The organism is Microcoleus sp. FACHB-1515 (assembly GCF_014696105.1).
Taxonomy (GTDB): Bacteria; Cyanobacteriota; Cyanobacteriia; order Elainellales; family Elainellaceae; genus JAAUTJ01.
In genome coordinates this window covers 170,996-185,793 of sequence record NZ_JACJPO010000020.1, presented here as the reverse complement: position 1 = coordinate 185,793, position 14,798 = coordinate 170,996, and the positions used below count along the sequence as shown (strand labels likewise).

General features: G+C 52.3%; 19 protein-coding genes. 3 read left to right on the top strand and 16 right to left on the bottom strand.

Going from position 1 to position 14,798, the window contains the following annotated elements:
• Positions 1-15 precede the first annotated feature (15 nt).
• The 6 genes from H6F67_RS06465 to rfbC form a co-directional block, all read right to left on the bottom strand.
• On the bottom strand, positions 16-1,734 hold the full coding sequence (locus H6F67_RS06465) for a cellulose-binding protein (RefSeq protein ID WP_242020528.1): 1,719 nt from the start codon (positions 1,732-1,734) through the stop codon (positions 16-18).
• Between the two features lie 346 nt (positions 1,735-2,080).
• Positions 2,081-3,166: a dTDP-glucose 4,6-dehydratase gene (gene rfbB / locus H6F67_RS06460; RefSeq protein WP_190764490.1), complete on the bottom strand. Its 1,086-nt coding sequence runs from the start codon at positions 3,164-3,166 to the stop codon at positions 2,081-2,083.
• 47 nt (positions 3,167-3,213) lie between these two features.
• The gene (locus H6F67_RS06455) at positions 3,214-4,254 is read right to left on the bottom strand and encodes a glycosyltransferase (protein WP_190764488.1); all 1,041 of its coding nucleotides are present in this window, start codon (positions 4,252-4,254) and stop codon (positions 3,214-3,216) included.
• 76 nt (positions 4,255-4,330) lie between these two features.
• Positions 4,331-5,404 carry a glucose-1-phosphate thymidylyltransferase gene (locus tag H6F67_RS06450; RefSeq protein WP_190764486.1) on the bottom strand — a complete coding sequence of 358 codons (1,074 nt, stop codon included), beginning with the start codon at positions 5,402-5,404 and terminating at the stop codon, positions 4,331-4,333.
• Between the two features lie 95 nt (positions 5,405-5,499).
• Positions 5,500-6,441 carry a dTDP-4-dehydrorhamnose reductase gene (rfbD, locus tag H6F67_RS06445; RefSeq protein ID WP_190764484.1) on the bottom strand — a complete coding sequence of 314 codons (942 nt, stop codon included), beginning with the start codon at positions 6,439-6,441 and terminating at the stop codon, positions 5,500-5,502.
• Entirely contained in the window at positions 6,438-6,983 is a 546-nt protein-coding gene (gene rfbC, locus H6F67_RS06440; RefSeq protein ID WP_190764482.1) for a dTDP-4-dehydrorhamnose 3,5-epimerase, read from the bottom strand. Before rfbC ends, rfbD begins: the two co-directional genes overlap by 4 nt.
• Positions 6,984-7,161: 178 nt before the next feature.
• Between rfbC and H6F67_RS06435 the strand changes: the two genes are divergently transcribed.
• On the top strand, positions 7,162-7,443 hold the full coding sequence (locus H6F67_RS06435; protein WP_190764480.1) for a hypothetical protein: 282 nt from the start codon (positions 7,162-7,164) through the stop codon (positions 7,441-7,443).
• A gap of 144 nt (positions 7,444-7,587) precedes the next feature.
• Here the strand turns inward: H6F67_RS06435 and H6F67_RS06430 are convergent, their stop codons facing one another.
• A complete protein-coding gene (locus H6F67_RS06430) occupies positions 7,588-7,728 on the bottom strand; it encodes a hypothetical protein (RefSeq protein ID WP_190764479.1) in 141 nt (46 codons plus the stop codon).
• Positions 7,729-8,064: 336 nt separating this feature from the next.
• Here H6F67_RS06430 and H6F67_RS06425 point away from each other — a divergent pair, with 336 nt between their 5' ends.
• Positions 8,065-9,534, top strand: a complete 1,470-nt coding sequence (locus tag H6F67_RS06425) for a CoA-acylating methylmalonate-semialdehyde dehydrogenase (RefSeq protein ID WP_190764477.1) — start codon at positions 8,065-8,067, stop codon at positions 9,532-9,534.
• Here H6F67_RS06425 and H6F67_RS06420 read toward each other — a convergent pair.
• Genes H6F67_RS06420 through H6F67_RS06410 form a run of 3 tightly spaced genes read right to left on the bottom strand, consistent with a single transcriptional unit; the run spans position 9,531 to position 10,965 of the window.
• Positions 9,531-10,148: a helix-turn-helix domain-containing protein gene (locus H6F67_RS06420; RefSeq protein WP_313926769.1), complete on the bottom strand. Its 618-nt coding sequence runs from the start codon at positions 10,146-10,148 to the stop codon at positions 9,531-9,533. The genes H6F67_RS06425 and H6F67_RS06420 overlap by 4 nt on opposite strands.
• A 57-nt stretch (positions 10,149-10,205) precedes the next feature.
• Positions 10,206-10,673, bottom strand: a complete 468-nt coding sequence (locus tag H6F67_RS06415; protein ID WP_190764882.1) for a DNA starvation/stationary phase protection protein — start codon at positions 10,671-10,673, stop codon at positions 10,206-10,208.
• A gap of 28 nt (positions 10,674-10,701) precedes the next feature.
• Positions 10,702-10,965: a ParB N-terminal domain-containing protein gene (locus tag H6F67_RS06410; RefSeq protein ID WP_190764473.1), complete on the bottom strand. Its 264-nt coding sequence runs from the start codon at positions 10,963-10,965 to the stop codon at positions 10,702-10,704.
• A gap of 173 nt (positions 10,966-11,138) precedes the next feature.
• On the opposite strand from H6F67_RS06410, the gene H6F67_RS06405 reads away from it, so the two are divergent.
• Positions 11,139-11,405 (top strand): hypothetical protein, encoded by a 267-nt coding sequence (locus H6F67_RS06405; protein ID WP_190764471.1) that lies wholly within the window; start codon positions 11,139-11,141, stop codon positions 11,403-11,405.
• A 3-nt stretch (positions 11,406-11,408) separates the two neighbouring features.
• Here the strand turns inward: H6F67_RS06405 and pgsA are convergent, their stop codons facing one another.
• The 6 genes from pgsA to recA form a co-directional block, all read right to left on the bottom strand.
• Positions 11,409-11,936, bottom strand: a complete 528-nt coding sequence (pgsA, locus tag H6F67_RS06400) for a CDP-diacylglycerol--glycerol-3-phosphate 3-phosphatidyltransferase (RefSeq protein ID WP_190764469.1) — start codon at positions 11,934-11,936, stop codon at positions 11,409-11,411.
• 229 nt (positions 11,937-12,165) lie between these two features.
• Positions 12,166-12,408 (bottom strand): type II toxin-antitoxin system HicA family toxin, encoded by a 243-nt coding sequence (locus tag H6F67_RS06395; RefSeq protein WP_190764467.1) that lies wholly within the window; start codon positions 12,406-12,408, stop codon positions 12,166-12,168.
• Positions 12,401-12,667 carry a type II toxin-antitoxin system HicB family antitoxin gene (locus H6F67_RS06390; protein WP_190764465.1) on the bottom strand — a complete coding sequence of 89 codons (267 nt, stop codon included), beginning with the start codon at positions 12,665-12,667 and terminating at the stop codon, positions 12,401-12,403. The genes H6F67_RS06395 and H6F67_RS06390 overlap by 8 nt, the downstream gene beginning before the upstream one ends.
• A gap of 156 nt (positions 12,668-12,823) precedes the next feature.
• Positions 12,824-13,219, bottom strand: coding sequence for a hypothetical protein (locus H6F67_RS06385; RefSeq protein WP_190764463.1), 396 nt, complete (start codon positions 13,217-13,219; stop codon positions 12,824-12,826).
• An 80-nt stretch (positions 13,220-13,299) separates the two neighbouring features.
• Positions 13,300-13,500: a hypothetical protein gene (locus H6F67_RS06380; protein WP_190764461.1), complete on the bottom strand. Its 201-nt coding sequence runs from the start codon at positions 13,498-13,500 to the stop codon at positions 13,300-13,302.
• A gap of 111 nt (positions 13,501-13,611) precedes the next feature.
• Positions 13,612-14,715 carry a recombinase RecA gene (gene recA, locus H6F67_RS06375; protein WP_190764459.1) on the bottom strand — a complete coding sequence of 368 codons (1,104 nt, stop codon included), beginning with the start codon at positions 14,713-14,715 and terminating at the stop codon, positions 13,612-13,614.
• Positions 14,716-14,798: the final 83 nt, after the last annotated feature.

The window sequence follows — 14,798 nt, the reverse complement described above, 5'->3', positions numbered from 1 at the left end:
CTCCTGCAACCGCGCCTAAGAAATCTCGTCTAAAAATTGCATCAACGCATCATATCGAGGGGAATGCGCCTGCTCGACATGTTCCAGCACACCCCAGCTTCCCCAACGTGACCTGCGGCCAAAATCGCTAAAGTTCATAAATAGCGTGCCGCCGCTGGCTTTCCAGCCCTGCAAAAGCTGACTGTACAGTTCGCCCATGCGTCGATCGCCATTGAGTGCAATGAAGAAATTCGTGAGCTTTTCATTGTCGGCACTGACCAAATGCTGACCGCCTTCATACACCACAAGCTCTAGGTTGCGCTGCTTTGCAACATCGAGATGATAGGCGAATAGGTCAAAAACACCCGCCAGCGAATCGTTGTAGCTATGTGCGGGAATGATGCCGCCTTGCTCCAGTTGCATGAACGCCTTCTCGAAACCGCCATCCGGCTCATTGAGCAAGGCTTCGGCAGCGGCTTGATTTTCCGCTTGCGTCAGGTTGCCGCTGAAATATCCGGCGATCGCATACAGATCAACGCTCTCATGGCAGGGTGCATGACCTTCTGCGACCCACAAAGGGCAGTCGAGCGCGGCTTCTTCCAATCCCCGCCAAACCGTTTGCGTTCCGATGATTGACCGGAGGCGATCGCGCTGATCGCCAAAGACCTGCTTCCACAATTCGGCCATTTGTGCCGATCGCATTCCGTACCACTGCATGTAAGCGTCGCCATGCTCGCCCCAGCGGGCTTTACCCTGCTCCAGCGCGTAGTGTGCTTGGGAGAACTGCCAGTTCCACACTTCATTCGATAGTTCGACATAGACGCGCAAATCTGGGTCAAGCTGGTCTTTGACAATCTGTGCAAACTCGCGCATGTATTCATCGGTGGCCTGGATTGGCAGGGTGAACCAGGGATCAGCGTGAATGCGGTTTGCCAGTGCGATCATGATTTCGACCGGAGCGCCCTTCATGGCGTAAGTTGCATCCTCGACCTTGGGTCGATCGCGCCATTCTTGTTGGGTCGAGTTGTTGGTGGACATCCAGTCCATGAAGCGGATCGCTTGAAATCGATCGATGCGTTCAAGAAAGACAGGATTGAATATTTCGCTGGCAAAGATTGTTTCAGCTTCGATCGGGACAACGTGAAGGTTGCGAATGTAGTTGCCTGTTCGGTTGGGATCAGTTGCCGTAATGATCAAGTAGATGCCTTCATTGGACGGTGTGACATTGATGATGTCGCGTCCGGGTCTCGATCGCGCTTCGTCTTTTTGGGCGTCGAACCGATATTCGATCGCGCCTTCCCCATCGTAGAGCACCACATACTGCCCGCCCGGATAGTGCCCTTCAATTTCGCGAAACAGCAGCGTTCCGACTCTCGTGAACATCGGCTCGTCATCGGCAGCAGGCAGCGATCGAACCCAGTTGTGTTCATCGAGATCGATGCGATCGAACTCCTGAGTATCCCAGCCATTGTCACAGCCCGGATCACCATTGACGCACTGGGGAATCCAGCGTCTAGCTGACTTGAACGCATCGAGAAACGGAAGCTGAGTTGAATAGTCAACAATACTGGTGATGTTGGTTCCCAACCCGACTGGCGAACCCGACGGCGAATTTGCGGCGGTTGCAGTTGGCAGTGGCAGATTCGATCGCAGCGGCGAACAGGCCAGCGCGATCGACAAGCCTGCCAGAAAAATGCTGCCAAACACGGCAACTTTTAACCGCCGAATTCGATTGAGGAAGGAAAGAACGATCATAGTTCAATTCACTTTTGCCAGAAGCGGTTTCATCCAAATTTTGCTTGAGCCGAGCAGTTCCGGAAGTTAAGTTTTTAAAACAAGTTCCAAACTTGCAGGCTGCCCTTGCAATCGATCGAACCCTGCGGTGCAGACTGAGAATCTGGCGTGCTTCAGCCCTCAACCTCGTTCTACTACCTCCTAGGGCGTGATTTCACGCCGATTGATCCTCCCCAACCCTCCTTAGCAAGGAGGGAGCCGAACCGCTCAAAGTCCGGGTTTTCAAGGGGACAGGGGGATCGATTCCTGCGGACAGCGCTTCGCGATCGCACACCTTCCGCTCCTGCTAGAGCTTTGAAAACGCGCCCTAGGCATACACACGGCGATAGTACTCTTGATATTCCGCCGACAGCAACGGTTGCCACCAAGCTTGATGACTGAGATACCACTCGATTGTTTCACGCAAGCCGCCTTCGAGCGTTTGAGCCGGAGTCCAGCCGAGTTCCGTTTTGATTTTGGTGGCGTCGATCGCATAGCGGCGATCGTGTCCCGGTCGGTCTTTGACAAACGTGATTAGCTTTTCAGCCGGACGCACGGGCAGACTGGGCGCAAGTTCATCCATTAAGCGGCACAGGGTTGTGACCAGATCGATGTTTTTGACTTCGTTGCTGCCGCCGACATTGTAGGTTGATCCTGGTGTGGCGCGGTGGATGACCGTATCGATCGCGCTACAGTGGTCTTTCACATACAGCCAGTCGCGCACGTTTTGCCCGTCGCCATAAACGGGAAGCGGCTTGCCCATGAGAATATTGATGCACATCAGCGGGATCAGCTTTTCAGGAAAGTGATATGGCCCGTAGTTGTTGGAACAGTTGGTCATCAAGGTTGGCAGCCCGTAGGTGTGGTGGTAGGCGCGAACGAGATGATCGCTTCCGGCTTTCGAGGCTGAATAGGGGCTGTTGGGCGCGTAGGGCGTGGTTTCACTAAAACCGGGATCGTCGGGGTTTAAGCTGCCATACACTTCATCGGTTGAAACATGGTGAAAGCGAAAGTGATTCGGCTTTTCGTGCATCAGCCAGTGCTGTCGAAACGCTTCGAGCAGCGTGAATGTGCCAACGACATTGGTGCGGACAAACGCATCTGGCGCGAGGATCGATCGATCGACATGCGATTCAGCCGCAAAATGCACGATCGTGTCAATCTGCTTGCTTGTCAGGAGCGAATCGACAAGGGCGCGATCGCAAATGTCGCCTTCGACCAGTTGCACCTGCGCGGCATCGAGTCCAACAAGGTTTTCGCGGTTTCCGGCATAGGTGAGCGCATCGAGGACAATCACGCGATCGCTCGGATAGTGCTGATGCCAGTAGTGGACGAAATTTGAGCCGATGAAGCCAGCTCCTCCAGTGACAAGCAGGCAGCGGGCAGGACGCAGGTTTGAATTGGAAATTACCATGTTTTGAAACTTAGAGATGAAGTTGAGCAGGCAAATCGAAACGCAGCTTAGCAATAGCTAGCTTGGTCTGCGACTTTATCGAGGATGCGACCGAGCGATTGTCCGGCGGCTTCGTCTGAAAAGTGAGCGGCGGCATATTCGCCAGCGGCTTCACCCAGTCGTTGCCGCAGATCCGCATCATTCCACAGCAGTTGAATCGCTTCAACCAAGGACTCGATCGAATTGGGTTCTACCAGCAGCCCGGTTTTGCCGTCTTGCACATAGTCTTCTGCCCCGTTGCAGCGCGTCACAATCAAGGCGCGTTTCATTCGCATCGCCTCGACGATCGTGACCTGTCCAGCAGCAGTGGCGGCAGCGTTGGGCAGCAGCGGCACGATGTTAATGCGAGCTTCTTGCGCCAGTTGCAAACAGTCTTGCTTGGAGATGCCAAACGGCGTTTGTACCGAGGTGGGAATCGTGAATCCTTCTAGCGCTCGCGTCCCAGACGCAACAACGGTCGGCAGCTTCAGCCGATCGACTGCAGCAAAGAGTGTTGCAAAATCACGATGGGCTGAACCAAGGGCAACAAGAAATGGCTGCTCGGTATTTTCCGAGTGTGTAATCGGAATTTCTGAAACCTGATAGGGTACGAATTCAAATCGTTCGATCGGCAGTTGCAGCCACTCACTGTAGATTTCGCGTTCGCGCTTGGTGTGAACAACGAAGCGATCGATTCGGCGGAGGCTAAGCTGAGCAATTTGCCGCCGCCAGCCGCCATAGCATGTGCCGATATTGAACAGCCACGCTACAACGGGAAATGGTCGCGGTGCGAGTTGCTGAAGAATGCCGACTGTGGCTGCAAGTTGCGGAAATACAACAATCACGCCACCGCCTTGAGCTTGTTGCAATGCATCAATTGCCTGTTGCCCATAGCGTACCCATTCGTGAAAGCTGGTAGTCGCAGAGCGGCGATCGTGCCAATTTTGCAGCGGAATGCTGTGCGGCACGATCGTAAACGAGTGGCGATTGCCTGGTACGTATGGAGTAAGCCAAGCGGAACTGGATAGTTCCAGTGAGTGAATAAACGGAGCAGCAACAGTCCAATGCATGTATTTCAGTCACCTTGAAGGCAGCGATCGCATCGCGATGGTAATGCAAAACGGTTCAGCAGTCGCGCAGCCTGATTTACGTCAGTTCGATTTGGCAGTCATCGCCAATCATGAGTCGCAGCGCTTTTGGGCGTTGAGGCGCCATCGATAAGTGTGCCCGCTGTCCAATCACGCTGTCCACAATTCGCTGATGAATCCCGACAACTTTTGCTCCTTGAAGCAGCACGCTATGTTCCAAATCAGCATCGACGAGCACGGCTTGGTCGGCAATGCTGCTATACGGCCCGATGAAGCAGTTTTCCAGATGGCAGTCGCGACCAATCGTGACTGGCCCGCGAATCGTGCAGTTGATCACGCGCGATCCGGCTCCGATTTGCACGCGCCCGGAAATGCGACTGCGGTCGTCTACTTCACCGAGATTTTCTGCCACCAAACAGGTATCTAGAATAATACAGTTCGCTTCGAGCAGATCGTCTTTCTTTCCGGTGTCCAACCACCAGCCGTGAATTTGGCTAGCCTCAACCAGCTTTTGCTGATCGATTAGGTGCTGAATTGCATCGGTGATTTCGAGTTCGCCCCGCGCCGACGGTTGAATGGACGCGATCGACTGGTGAATCCGATTTGAGAAAAAGTAGATCCCGACCAAAGCAAGATCAGAAGGTGGAACTTTCGGTTTTTCCACCAGTTTCAGCACGCGGCCACTTTCATCAACGGTCGCAACGCCAAACGCGCTCGGATTTGGAACCGAACACAGCAGCGTCATGGCGTCCAACCCTTTCGCCTGAAACTGCTCTAGAAATAAACCCAGTTCGCTCTGCACCAGGTTATCGCCTAGGTACATCACGAACGGCGAATCACCCAGAAATGGCTGTGCGACTTTGACGGCGTGTGCGAGTCCGGCGGGCTGTTCCTGCAAGATGTAGGTGATGTTGACGCCAAAGCGATCGCCGTTTCCAGTTTTGGCTTTGACTTCTTCTCCGGTTTCCGGACTGATGATAATGCCAATGTCAGTGATGCCTGCTTGCGCGATCGCTTCAATGCCGTACCAGAGGATGGGCTTATTGGCGACGGGAACAAGCTGTTTTGCGCCAGTGTGAGTAATAGGACGGAGGCGAGTGCCTTTGCCGCCGGAGAGGACGATCGCTTTCATGACTGTTGTTCGGGGGTGACTGGTTTAGGGAAAAGTCCGATCGAGCACCGCTACTAGAAGTATGCCCAGTTCAGCAGCGCAATCATCGTAAGGCGTTAGGAGTGCTCAGACAGTTCGCTCAGCATGGCGCGGAGGCTTTGCCGCCAGTGAGGAGGATGCGCTCCTGCCCAAGCTGACCATTTGCGGCGATCGAGAACAGAAAAAGCCGGACGCTGAGCAGGCGTAGGATATTCCGCCGCTGTAATGGGCACGACGCGATCGATTTTCAGCGGCCAATCGAGCCGTTTCGCTTCTTCAAAAATGGCAACCGCAAAGTCGTACCAGCTTGCGACGCCGCTATTGGTAAAGTGGAACGTGCCGATCGGCAGCGTGTCGATCGCGTTGTCAGCAGCAGATCCGCCTCCCACCAGAGCAGGCTGCATTGCCGACTGTAAGTGCGCGGCAGACAGCTTGGCGATCGCCAGCGCGATGTCTTTTGCCCAGGTGGGTGTGCCAATTTGGTCGGCAACAACGCGCAGTTCTTCGCGATCGGCTCCCAAGCGCAGCATCGTTTTGACAAAATTACCTTTGCCCTGCGTGCCGTAGACCCAGGCGGTTCTGAGAATAATGTGGCGATCGCAAGCTTGGCGAATGCCGATTTCGCCTTGGAGTTTTGTTTCGCCGTAGACACCGAGTGGACGAGTTGGGTCTGACTCGGTGTAGGCCAAATTTTGCGAACCGTCGAACACATAGTCGGTTGAAATGTGAATGAAGGTTGCGCCGAGCGTTTGCGCTGTTTCAGCAAGAACAGTCGGCGCAATTCCATTCACGGCAGTTGCGGTTTCGCGATCGCTTTCGGCTTTGTCCACCGCAGTATAGGCCGCAGCATTCACGATCAGGGCGGGCTGCGTTTCCAGAACCATTTGCCGAATCGCGTCGGGCTGCGTCAAGTCAAGCTGTGTGCGATCGACTGCAACGACTTCGGCCAGCGGTGACAAGACGGGCAGCAGTTCCTGGCCGACCTGTCCTTGAGCACCTGTGAGCAAAATGCGTTTCATGCGAACACCTCGCACTCAGCAAACGGCAAAGCGGCTTGGTCTTTTCCTGACAAAATCGGCTCCGCTTCCAGCGGCCATGCGATCGCCAAGTCGCGATCGTTCCACAGCAAACTGCGCTCATGCTGTGGTGCATAGTAGTCTGTTGCTTTGTAGAGTACTTCTGCCGATTCAGAGAGAACCAAAAAGCCGTGTGCAAAACCGGGAGGAACCCAAAGCTGCCGCTTATTTTCGGCAGACAGGACGCAGCTAATCCACTGCCCAAAAGTGGGGGAGCTTTTGCGTAGGTCAATCGCCACATCGAAAATGCTGCCAGCAACGGCTCGCACAAGTTTTCCCTGCGGCTGCTGAATTTGGTAGTGGAGTCCACGCAGCACGTTTTGCCCGGAGCGCGAGTGATTGTCTTGCACAAAGGCAAGCTCCACTCCGGTTTTCTCGACAAAACTGCGATGATTATAGCTCTCGAAGAAAAAGCCGCGATCGTCTCCAAAGACGCGAGGTTCGATGATTAAAACATCAGGAATTTCAGTTGGAATGATATTCACTCAAGATTCTTCCAGTGCTGCAAATGAACGACATGGCGGAACACTACCCGCAAAGCTTGCCATCAGCACCGACACAAGTTCACGCCTGCGGGTAAGCTGATGCAAGCTAGCGACATGGGTGGGGCTTATGCACATGGCATACTGATACACATGGCATACAAGCAAGGCAGTTCGCTTCGTGAATCATAGCGATCGCTCCAGCAAAATTTCAAAGGCTGACAGTGATGTTTACTGCTTCTTCACATATGCGGTCGATCACTGGGAAGCAAGCTTGCATTTATGCTACCCGCAGGCCAAAGAAGTACAACACCAGCAGATCCGGTTCAGTGCGCCGTTGCGTCGAGTCAATCGCGGCATCTTTCAAGCTGTAATTGATCGTGGCTGTAAAAAAAGATACAAATTAAAAGCGATTTGCGATCCTGTGCGATCGCAAGCTGGCAAGACAACGATCAATCCGTGAGATCGATTAGGACAATCAGGCAGAATTGCAGCTTTCGATTAATTCTTGATTGCAGTTCGATCGAAACGATTCATCAATCAAAAATTCTCAATAAAAAAGAGGTAGTCATTCAACTACCTCCTAAAAACACTTCAAATTGGAATCTTAGGCAAGTGGATATGCTGTTTGCAGCGCCCACACAATCAAGAAGGCAATTCCTCCTAGAATGAAGCAGGCTGACAGCACAATGGCAGCGCCACTGTCTGCACCTCGAAACTTCATGATTCCCCGGTTTAAGTCTGTCATTGCGATGACCTCCAGCGCGAAGTAAATCAATAAAAGACAGCGTATTCGGGCATTGACGCGAGAACTGGATCGTGCTCACCGCCGCCTCGATTATAGCGATCGCTCCACAGGGCAACTCCGTAATTTCTCGCTTTCTTCATAATTTCTATCGCAAGGCATTAATCGATCGACAGAACGTTGCTACAAACTTCAGCGATTTAGCAATAATTTTTACAAAATTTGCAACCTAAAAAATTCTACGTTCAGCAATTATTAATTATGGTCGAATCTGCTTGGTGATAGCGAGATGCAAAAGCAATGCGAGATAATGGGCAGACGTTGCATCTGGCGATTTTTATGACTGAGATTCTACAAAATTATATTAATGGCAAGTGGGAAACGCCGCAGGCGGATTTGCTGGATGTGGTGAATCCGGCAACCAGTGAGGTGCTAGCTTCTGTCCCGTTGTCGTCCGCCAGCGACATCGATCGCGCCGCTCAAGCTGCGGCAGCGGCCTTTCCGAGTTGGCGACGCACTCCGGCAGGCGATCGCGTCCAGTATCTTTTTCGCCTCAAAACATTGCTGGAAGAAAATTTAGACGATTTGGCGCGGACGATCACGCTGGAGTGCGGCAAAACGTTTGGCGAAGCCAGAGCCGAAATGCAGCGGGCGATCGAAAATGTTGAAGTTGCCTGCGGAACGCCGATTTTGATGCAGGGCTACAACTCCGAGGACATCGCCAGAGGCATTGACGAAATTTTGATTCGCCAGCCGATCGGCGTGGCGGCGGCGATCGCGCCGTTCAACTTTCCGGGCATGATTCCGTTTTGGTTTTTGCCGTATGCGATCGCCTGTGGCAACACCTATATCCTCAAGCCGTCCGAAAAAGTGCCGCTGACGATGCAAAAAGTCATGCGCCTGATTGAAAAAACCGGACTGCCCGATGGCGTTGTTAACCTTGTGAATGGCGCAAAGGAAGCTGTAGACGCGATTCTCGACCATCCAATCATTCGAGCGATCAGCTTTGTCGGGTCGAGTCCCGTTGCTCAGTATGTTTACAGTCGAGCAGCGGCAAACGGCAAGCGCGTCCAGTGTCAGGGCGGTGCGAAAAATCCGATCATCATTTTGCCAGATGCCGATTTGGATATGACGACGCGAATCACGATCGATAGCGCTTTTGGCTGTGCCGGACAGCGCTGCCTCGCTGCCTCGCTTGCCGTCACGGTCGGGTCAGCGCAAAAGCCGTTTACCGAAGCGATCGCTGAGGCCGCCAGTTCGCGCAAAGTCGGTTTCGGGCTGGATGAAGGCGTGCAGATGGGGCCAGTGATCAATCAGCAAAGTCGCGATCGCATCGAGAGCTTGATTCAGGAGGGATTGGACGAGGGTGCGTCGATCGTCGTAGATGGTCGCCGTCCGGAAATTGCAGGCTATGAGCAGGGAAGCTTTGTGCGTCCGACGGTGCTGCGAAACGTCCGACCGGACAGCCAGATTGCCAAAACCGAAATTTTTGGTCCCGTGCTTGGAATGCTGCATGTCGAAACGATCGACGACGCGATCGCGCTGGTCAACAGCGGACAGTGGGGCAACATGGCCTGTCTGTTCACCTCCAGCGGAGCCGCCGCCCGCAAGTTTCGCTACGAAGCGGAAGCGGGAAACATCGGCATCAACATTGGCGTGGCCGCGCCGATGGCCTTCTTTCCGTTTTCCGGCTGGAAAGACAGCTTCTTTGGCGATCTACATGGACAAGGCCGCGATGCGATCGAATTTTTCACGCAGTCCAAGGTGATTGTGGAACGCTGGTTTCAAGATTGGTCGCGGCAGTTCTAGACCGGACTCACTTTCGCCCGATGCAGCAGTCGATCGCCCTGTCGATATCCCGCATAGCGAATGCGGACGCGATCGCCCAAATTCGCGCTACCGTCCATCAGTTGATGCAGTTGCGGATCAAACGGCACTTCCTCGCCCACAGCGGCGATCGCTTCGACGCCCCAATCTTGCAAAAGCTGCTCGATCGGACGCATCAGCGGCAGCAAGCGCACGGCGGGCAACTGCGGATTTTGCTGAGCCGCATAAGCGGCAGTGGGAAACTGCAACAGCCACGACTCGATCGATTGCAAGGTCGATCGCTGAAATTCCTGCTTGAGCGTTTCGCGCTGTTCAACAAGCTGGACTTGAAGCCGCTGATATTCCTGCTGAAGGTTCGATTCGACGGGCACAGCCGACTCGATCGACAGCGACGAAAACTGCTCGATTAGCTGCGCGATCGACAAATTCAGTACCTGACCGATCTTGTGAAGCGACTGCACTTGCATTCGATCGGCCTCACCTCGCCGCAAGCGATCGATCTGCCGTTCCGACACGCCCGATTGCCGACTCAACGCCCGAAAACTCAAAACACCCACCGACTGCATGTGCGATCGCAATCGATGGGTGTAATCCACAGCTTCACTCATCCGAATCTCACAAAGCGGATGAGTTTATTATCTCAGCAGCGGAAACTACTGAAGCAAACTCCGCAGCATCCACGCCGTTTTCTCGTGCAGGCGCATCCGCTCAGTCAACAAATCCGCCGTCGATTCATCTCCGGCTCGTTCCGCAGCGGGAAAGGCCGCGCGAGCCGTGCGAACGACTGCTTCATTGCCAGCGACGAGCAGACGAATCATTTCATCTGCGGTGGGAACGCCCAAGGTTTCTTCGATCGAAGCCAGCTTTGCATAGTCCGTGTAGCTTCCCGGCGCGGGGAAGCCGAGCGATCGAATTCGTTCCGCGATGTCGTCAACGGCAACCGACAGTTCGGTGTATTGCTGCATGAACATTGTGTGCAGCGTTTGGAACATCGGACCTGTGACGTTCCAGTGGAAGTTGTGCGTTTTTAGATAGAGCGTGTAGGTATCGGCCAGCAGGTGCGACAATCCCTGCACGATCGATTCGCGATCGCTTTCGGAAATGCCGATATCAATCATCATTTGGTCTTGAGCTTGCATAAAAATCTCCTTAAGCTATGTGCATCTTTAGCACGGATTTTGGAGCGCGACGAACATTGCACCGAATCTTTTCCAATCCAAGGCGGGTGCAGGCTTCAAACCGATGGCAGCCTGAAAATCCGTAGTATTGCCCATCGACCTCCAGCACATCGATCGGCTCTTGCTGTCCAATTTCAGCGATCGAGGCCATCAGCGCTTTCACCTTTTCGGGATCGTTTTGGCGAAATAGCGGACGCCGAATTTGGCTCAAAGGAATGTCTTGAATTCTAGCCATCGCAGGTTGAGGGATTCACTTCTTCCTTAATCATACTCGTTATGAGTATGAGTTGCAATGTTTTGAGAAAATTTCCTGCAAAGGCGACAAAATCTCGGCAGATTGGCGGAGCATGTAATCCTCGCAACCCAGTAACGTAGGGTTTATTCAGAAATTCTACGGACTAGGCAAGTATGATAATCGAGGAGTTTGAGGGACAATACCGAGCGGCGATCGACGATGCACTCAATCAGATGCAAACCGTTGTGCTGCTGTTGGCGCAGGCCGAAACGAAAACCGTCGAACTCGGTAACTCGCTGCAAAATCTTCGCACCATGATGGACGACTATTTCGCCCAGCAGCAAATCGATCGCCCGACTGCGATCGCGGAAGAGTTCTCGCAGCTTTGCACAGCAGAACGCGAACTACGCCAAATTCTTGCCCGCCGATCGTTCCACTGAAGCTTACGATCGCTCGGTTGCCGATTCCGCTTGACCCTGCGGCAGCAAATAGATCACGCCCGAAATCCAGGTCATCCCGACGGCAAGCCAAAACGCAACGATCGCCAAACTGCTTTGGGCAGATGGCGGCGCAATCAGCAGTGCGATCGCCACAATCTGACTGATGGTTTTCAGCTTGCCCCACAAATTTGCGCCCGAAATCTTCGTTTGGTTCACGCGCCATCCTGCGATCGTCAACTCTCGCGCCAACACCAAAAACACGCCCCAACCGGGAATCTGCCCCAGTTCCACCAAGGCCAACAGCGGAGCCAAGACGAGCAGCTTATCCACCAGCGGATCGAGAAATTTTCCTAAGTCCGTCACCTGATTCAAACGCCGTGCCAAATAACCATCGAGCCAGTCCGTTCCCGCCGCAATCAGAAAAATAATTAAACTGATCCAGCGATCGCGCTCACTCGGCTGATTGAGCAATACCAGCAATAGCGGCACACCTAATAAACGGGAAACGGTTATCCAAGTTGGTAAGTTCATCAATCGCAATTCACTCTAAAAAATCCACCTGAAGCAGAGAATTAGAGTTTATCATTTGGCTTTTCGAGTCTAGGCGATCGCGCAATTCGTGCGAACCAAATATCGCCTGATTCAGCTAGCGATTGCTAGCACCATAATCATTGCTCATGCTTAGTTTCGATCGTAGCGGATTTTGAGGAGGGCGATCGAGTTTTAGAGTGAGGCGATCGCCGTCTTGAATGTCGTTGAACTACTGCTTCAAGAGAGATTGGACTTCTTCATCTGAGAAACCGAACTGCCTGAAGATTCGCAGTACATAAGCAGGTGACATTTCTCCAGCACCCATGTCGATCGGAACGACTCGCGTTTTATCTTCAACGACGCGAGTGTAAAGACGATGATCTCCTTTTCCTTCTCGATAGAATTTGCAGCCACCTTGCTCTAGCAGTTTGATAAGCTGCTTTGGCTTCAAAGAAGGAATATTTTTAGGCATAGACTGCTCGAAGCTCGTAAACTTCCGAAGTTGGCTCTTTTGCCTCCACGCTTAAAAATTCATGTAGTTCTTTGATTGACACAGCAGCACTGTAAATATCAGCTTCAGCTTGATAGATTTCCTGAAAGGACTCGATCGCTTCTTTGAGCTTGGCGATCGCCCCGTCCTGATTTTCCCCTTGCCCCACAAGCCCATTTTCTAAACACAAAGCAACCCAATAACCTGCGCTTTGCCTGAGAACAACCGTGTAAAATTCCATATTTTGTACTGTTTGAGAGAGTTTTTCTTAAGGGTCAGGGTGGGGCGATCGCTAGCACCATAATCTATTTTAGAAGTCTTGGTTTGATAGTAGAAGTTGGATGGAGGCAATTGGATTTGCTCATCTTCAGTAGATTGTAACTTGGTTAAGATATTTTCAATTATTTAACTCAATCCGAAAATAATCACACAAATCTTTTGCCTGAATCAGTGTTTCCTCAATAGCTTTCAGGTCTTTCACGATGCCCTCAAAATTTACACTCCAAATTAATCCATTAAAACTTTCTCCAGTTCTTCGCTTTCTTTCTATTTCTTTGGAAAGTTCATGAATCGCTTGTATTCCATCTAAAATTTTGTGCCAAGGGTCAATCTCATTGAGTATTTCTTCCAATTCTTGATCATAAAGCTTGAAATCTTTTGTCTGCTCAAGAAGCTTTAACTTCTCTAGAGATATTGAATCTTGTATTTTGTCTACAGGAACAACAAATTGAGAAATCTCAGCTATTTTTGCCCTTCTAGAGATTCTATCAAGAACATGAAAGCTGCGCGACAAATTCCAAACCTCGAAGGTTTTTCCTAAATGCTTAAAGCGTATGTATATGTACGATGACATGAGAATTATTGCTCATTGTATTAGATTGTTTGATAGTGACCTGCCTCAAAATCTGCGATCGCCTCCTCTGCCAACTTGTCTAACCGACCATCATTAACATCCTTCTCAAACTGTTCATTCCAGCGCTGATAATCTAATTCGAGAAACCAATTTAGAAGCTTCTGAAACTCTTCAGGTGGAAGTTGGAGAATGGCGGCTTCGATTTGTTCGAGTGTGGACATGATGAGTGTGAGTAATTGAATGAAACTATTTTAGTTGGGTATGAAAAAAGGGGCGTGATGTTCGCCCCTGAAAGATGGTTTTTGGAGAGGATCGATCGCCCCCTTCAAACTCTATTCTTCTTCGATGTATTCTTCATCCTCGTCTTCCGAATCACCAGACCCTGCGCCCACTGTGTTTGCCGAAACCTGTGCGCCCATTGCTAGTTTTTCGCGCACGAGTTTTTCGACATCCTTAGTGAAGTCGGGGTTTTCTTCCATGTACTTGATCGCGTTGTCGCGGCCTTGGCTGATGTTTTCGCCGTTGTAGCTGTACCATGCGCCCTTGCGGGTGACGACGTTGGTTTCCTCAGCAAGGTCGATCAGACAGCCCAAGGTGGAGATGCCTTTGCCGAAGATGATGTCGAATTCAGCGATGCGGAACGGCGGGGCAACTTTGTTTTTGGCGACTTTGACCTTGGCGCGAGTGCCAAATTCTTCTGTGCCCTTCTTGAGGGTTTGGATGCGGCGGATGTCGAGGCGGACGGAGGCGTAGAACTTGAGCGCGTTGCCGCCCGTTGTGGTTTCGGGGTTGCCGTAGCTGACGCCGATCTTCATGCGAAGCTGGTTGATGAAGATGACGCTGCATCCAGTTTTGCCGATGTTTCCGGTGATTTTCCGCAAGGCTTGGCTCATCAGACGTGCCTGCAAGCCCACGTGAGCATCGCCCATTTCGCCTTCGATTTCGGCGCGGGGAACGAGTGCGGCCACCGAGTCTACAACCACGATATCGACGGCGTTCGATCGCACCAACTGATCAACGATCTCTAGTCCTTGCTCTCCGGTATCCGGCTGCGAAACCAGGAGGTTGTCAATATCGACGCCAAGTGCGGCAGAGTAGACCGGATCGAGCGCGTGTTCCGCATCGACGTAAGCTGCGATGCCGCCTTGCTTTTGCACTTCGGCGACGGCATGAAGGGCAAGCGTGGTTTTACCGGAGCTTTCGGGGCCGTAGATTTCGATGATGCGTCCTTTGGGAAGTCCGCCGCCCAGTGCCAAATCCAGCGTCAAGGCTCCGGTCGGAATCGTTTCGACTTTCATGCGGCTGGCGTCTCCGAGCCGCATAATCGTGCCTTTGCCAAAGGTGCGATCGATTTGCGTCAAGACCAGATTGAGCGCTTTGGACTTTTCAGAATTATCGCTGGTGCTGCTGTTTTTTTCCGTGCTGGTTTTAGCCATTAACGCCTCAAGACGAGTGAGTAGGATTGAGTTTAGTGCGGAAGCGACGAGCGGATGGGGGCACTGTGCTGGAGTCGCCGCGA

Coding starts and splice junctions, on each gene's coding strand:
- H6F67_RS06415 (WP_190764882.1), bottom strand. CDS start 10,673: ATGATGATTGATATCGGCATTTCCGAAAGCGATCGCGAATCGATCGTG.
- pgsA (WP_190764469.1), bottom strand. CDS start 11,936: ATGAACTTACCAACTTGGATAACCGTTTCCCGTTTATTAGGTGTGCCG.
- H6F67_RS06395 (WP_190764467.1), bottom strand. CDS start 12,408: ATGCCTAAAAATATTCCTTCTTTGAAGCCAAAGCAGCTTATCAAACTG.
- H6F67_RS06390 (WP_190764465.1), bottom strand. CDS start 12,667: ATGGAATTTTACACGGTTGTTCTCAGGCAAAGCGCAGGTTATTGGGTT.
- H6F67_RS06425 (WP_190764477.1), top strand. CDS start 8,065: ATGACTGAGATTCTACAAAATTATATTAATGGCAAGTGGGAAACGCCG.
- H6F67_RS06380 (WP_190764461.1), bottom strand. CDS start 13,500: ATGTCCACACTCGAACAAATCGAAGCCGCCATTCTCCAACTTCCACCT.
- H6F67_RS06465 (WP_242020528.1), bottom strand. CDS start 1,734: ATGATCGTTCTTTCCTTCCTCAATCGAATTCGGCGGTTAAAAGTTGCC.
- H6F67_RS06430 (WP_190764479.1), bottom strand. CDS start 7,728: ATGACAGACTTAAACCGGGGAATCATGAAGTTTCGAGGTGCAGACAGT.
- H6F67_RS06405 (WP_190764471.1), top strand. CDS start 11,139: ATGATAATCGAGGAGTTTGAGGGACAATACCGAGCGGCGATCGACGAT.
- rfbB (WP_190764490.1), bottom strand. CDS start 3,166: ATGGTAATTTCCAATTCAAACCTGCGTCCTGCCCGCTGCCTGCTTGTC.
- H6F67_RS06410 (WP_190764473.1), bottom strand. CDS start 10,965: ATGGCTAGAATTCAAGACATTCCTTTGAGCCAAATTCGGCGTCCGCTA.
- rfbD (WP_190764484.1), bottom strand. CDS start 6,441: ATGAAACGCATTTTGCTCACAGGTGCTCAAGGACAGGTCGGCCAGGAA.
- H6F67_RS06455 (WP_190764488.1), bottom strand. CDS start 4,254: ATGCATTGGACTGTTGCTGCTCCGTTTATTCACTCACTGGAACTATCC.
- recA (WP_190764459.1), bottom strand. CDS start 14,715: ATGGCTAAAACCAGCACGGAAAAAAACAGCAGCACCAGCGATAATTCT.
- H6F67_RS06450 (WP_190764486.1), bottom strand. CDS start 5,404: ATGAAAGCGATCGTCCTCTCCGGCGGCAAAGGCACTCGCCTCCGTCCT.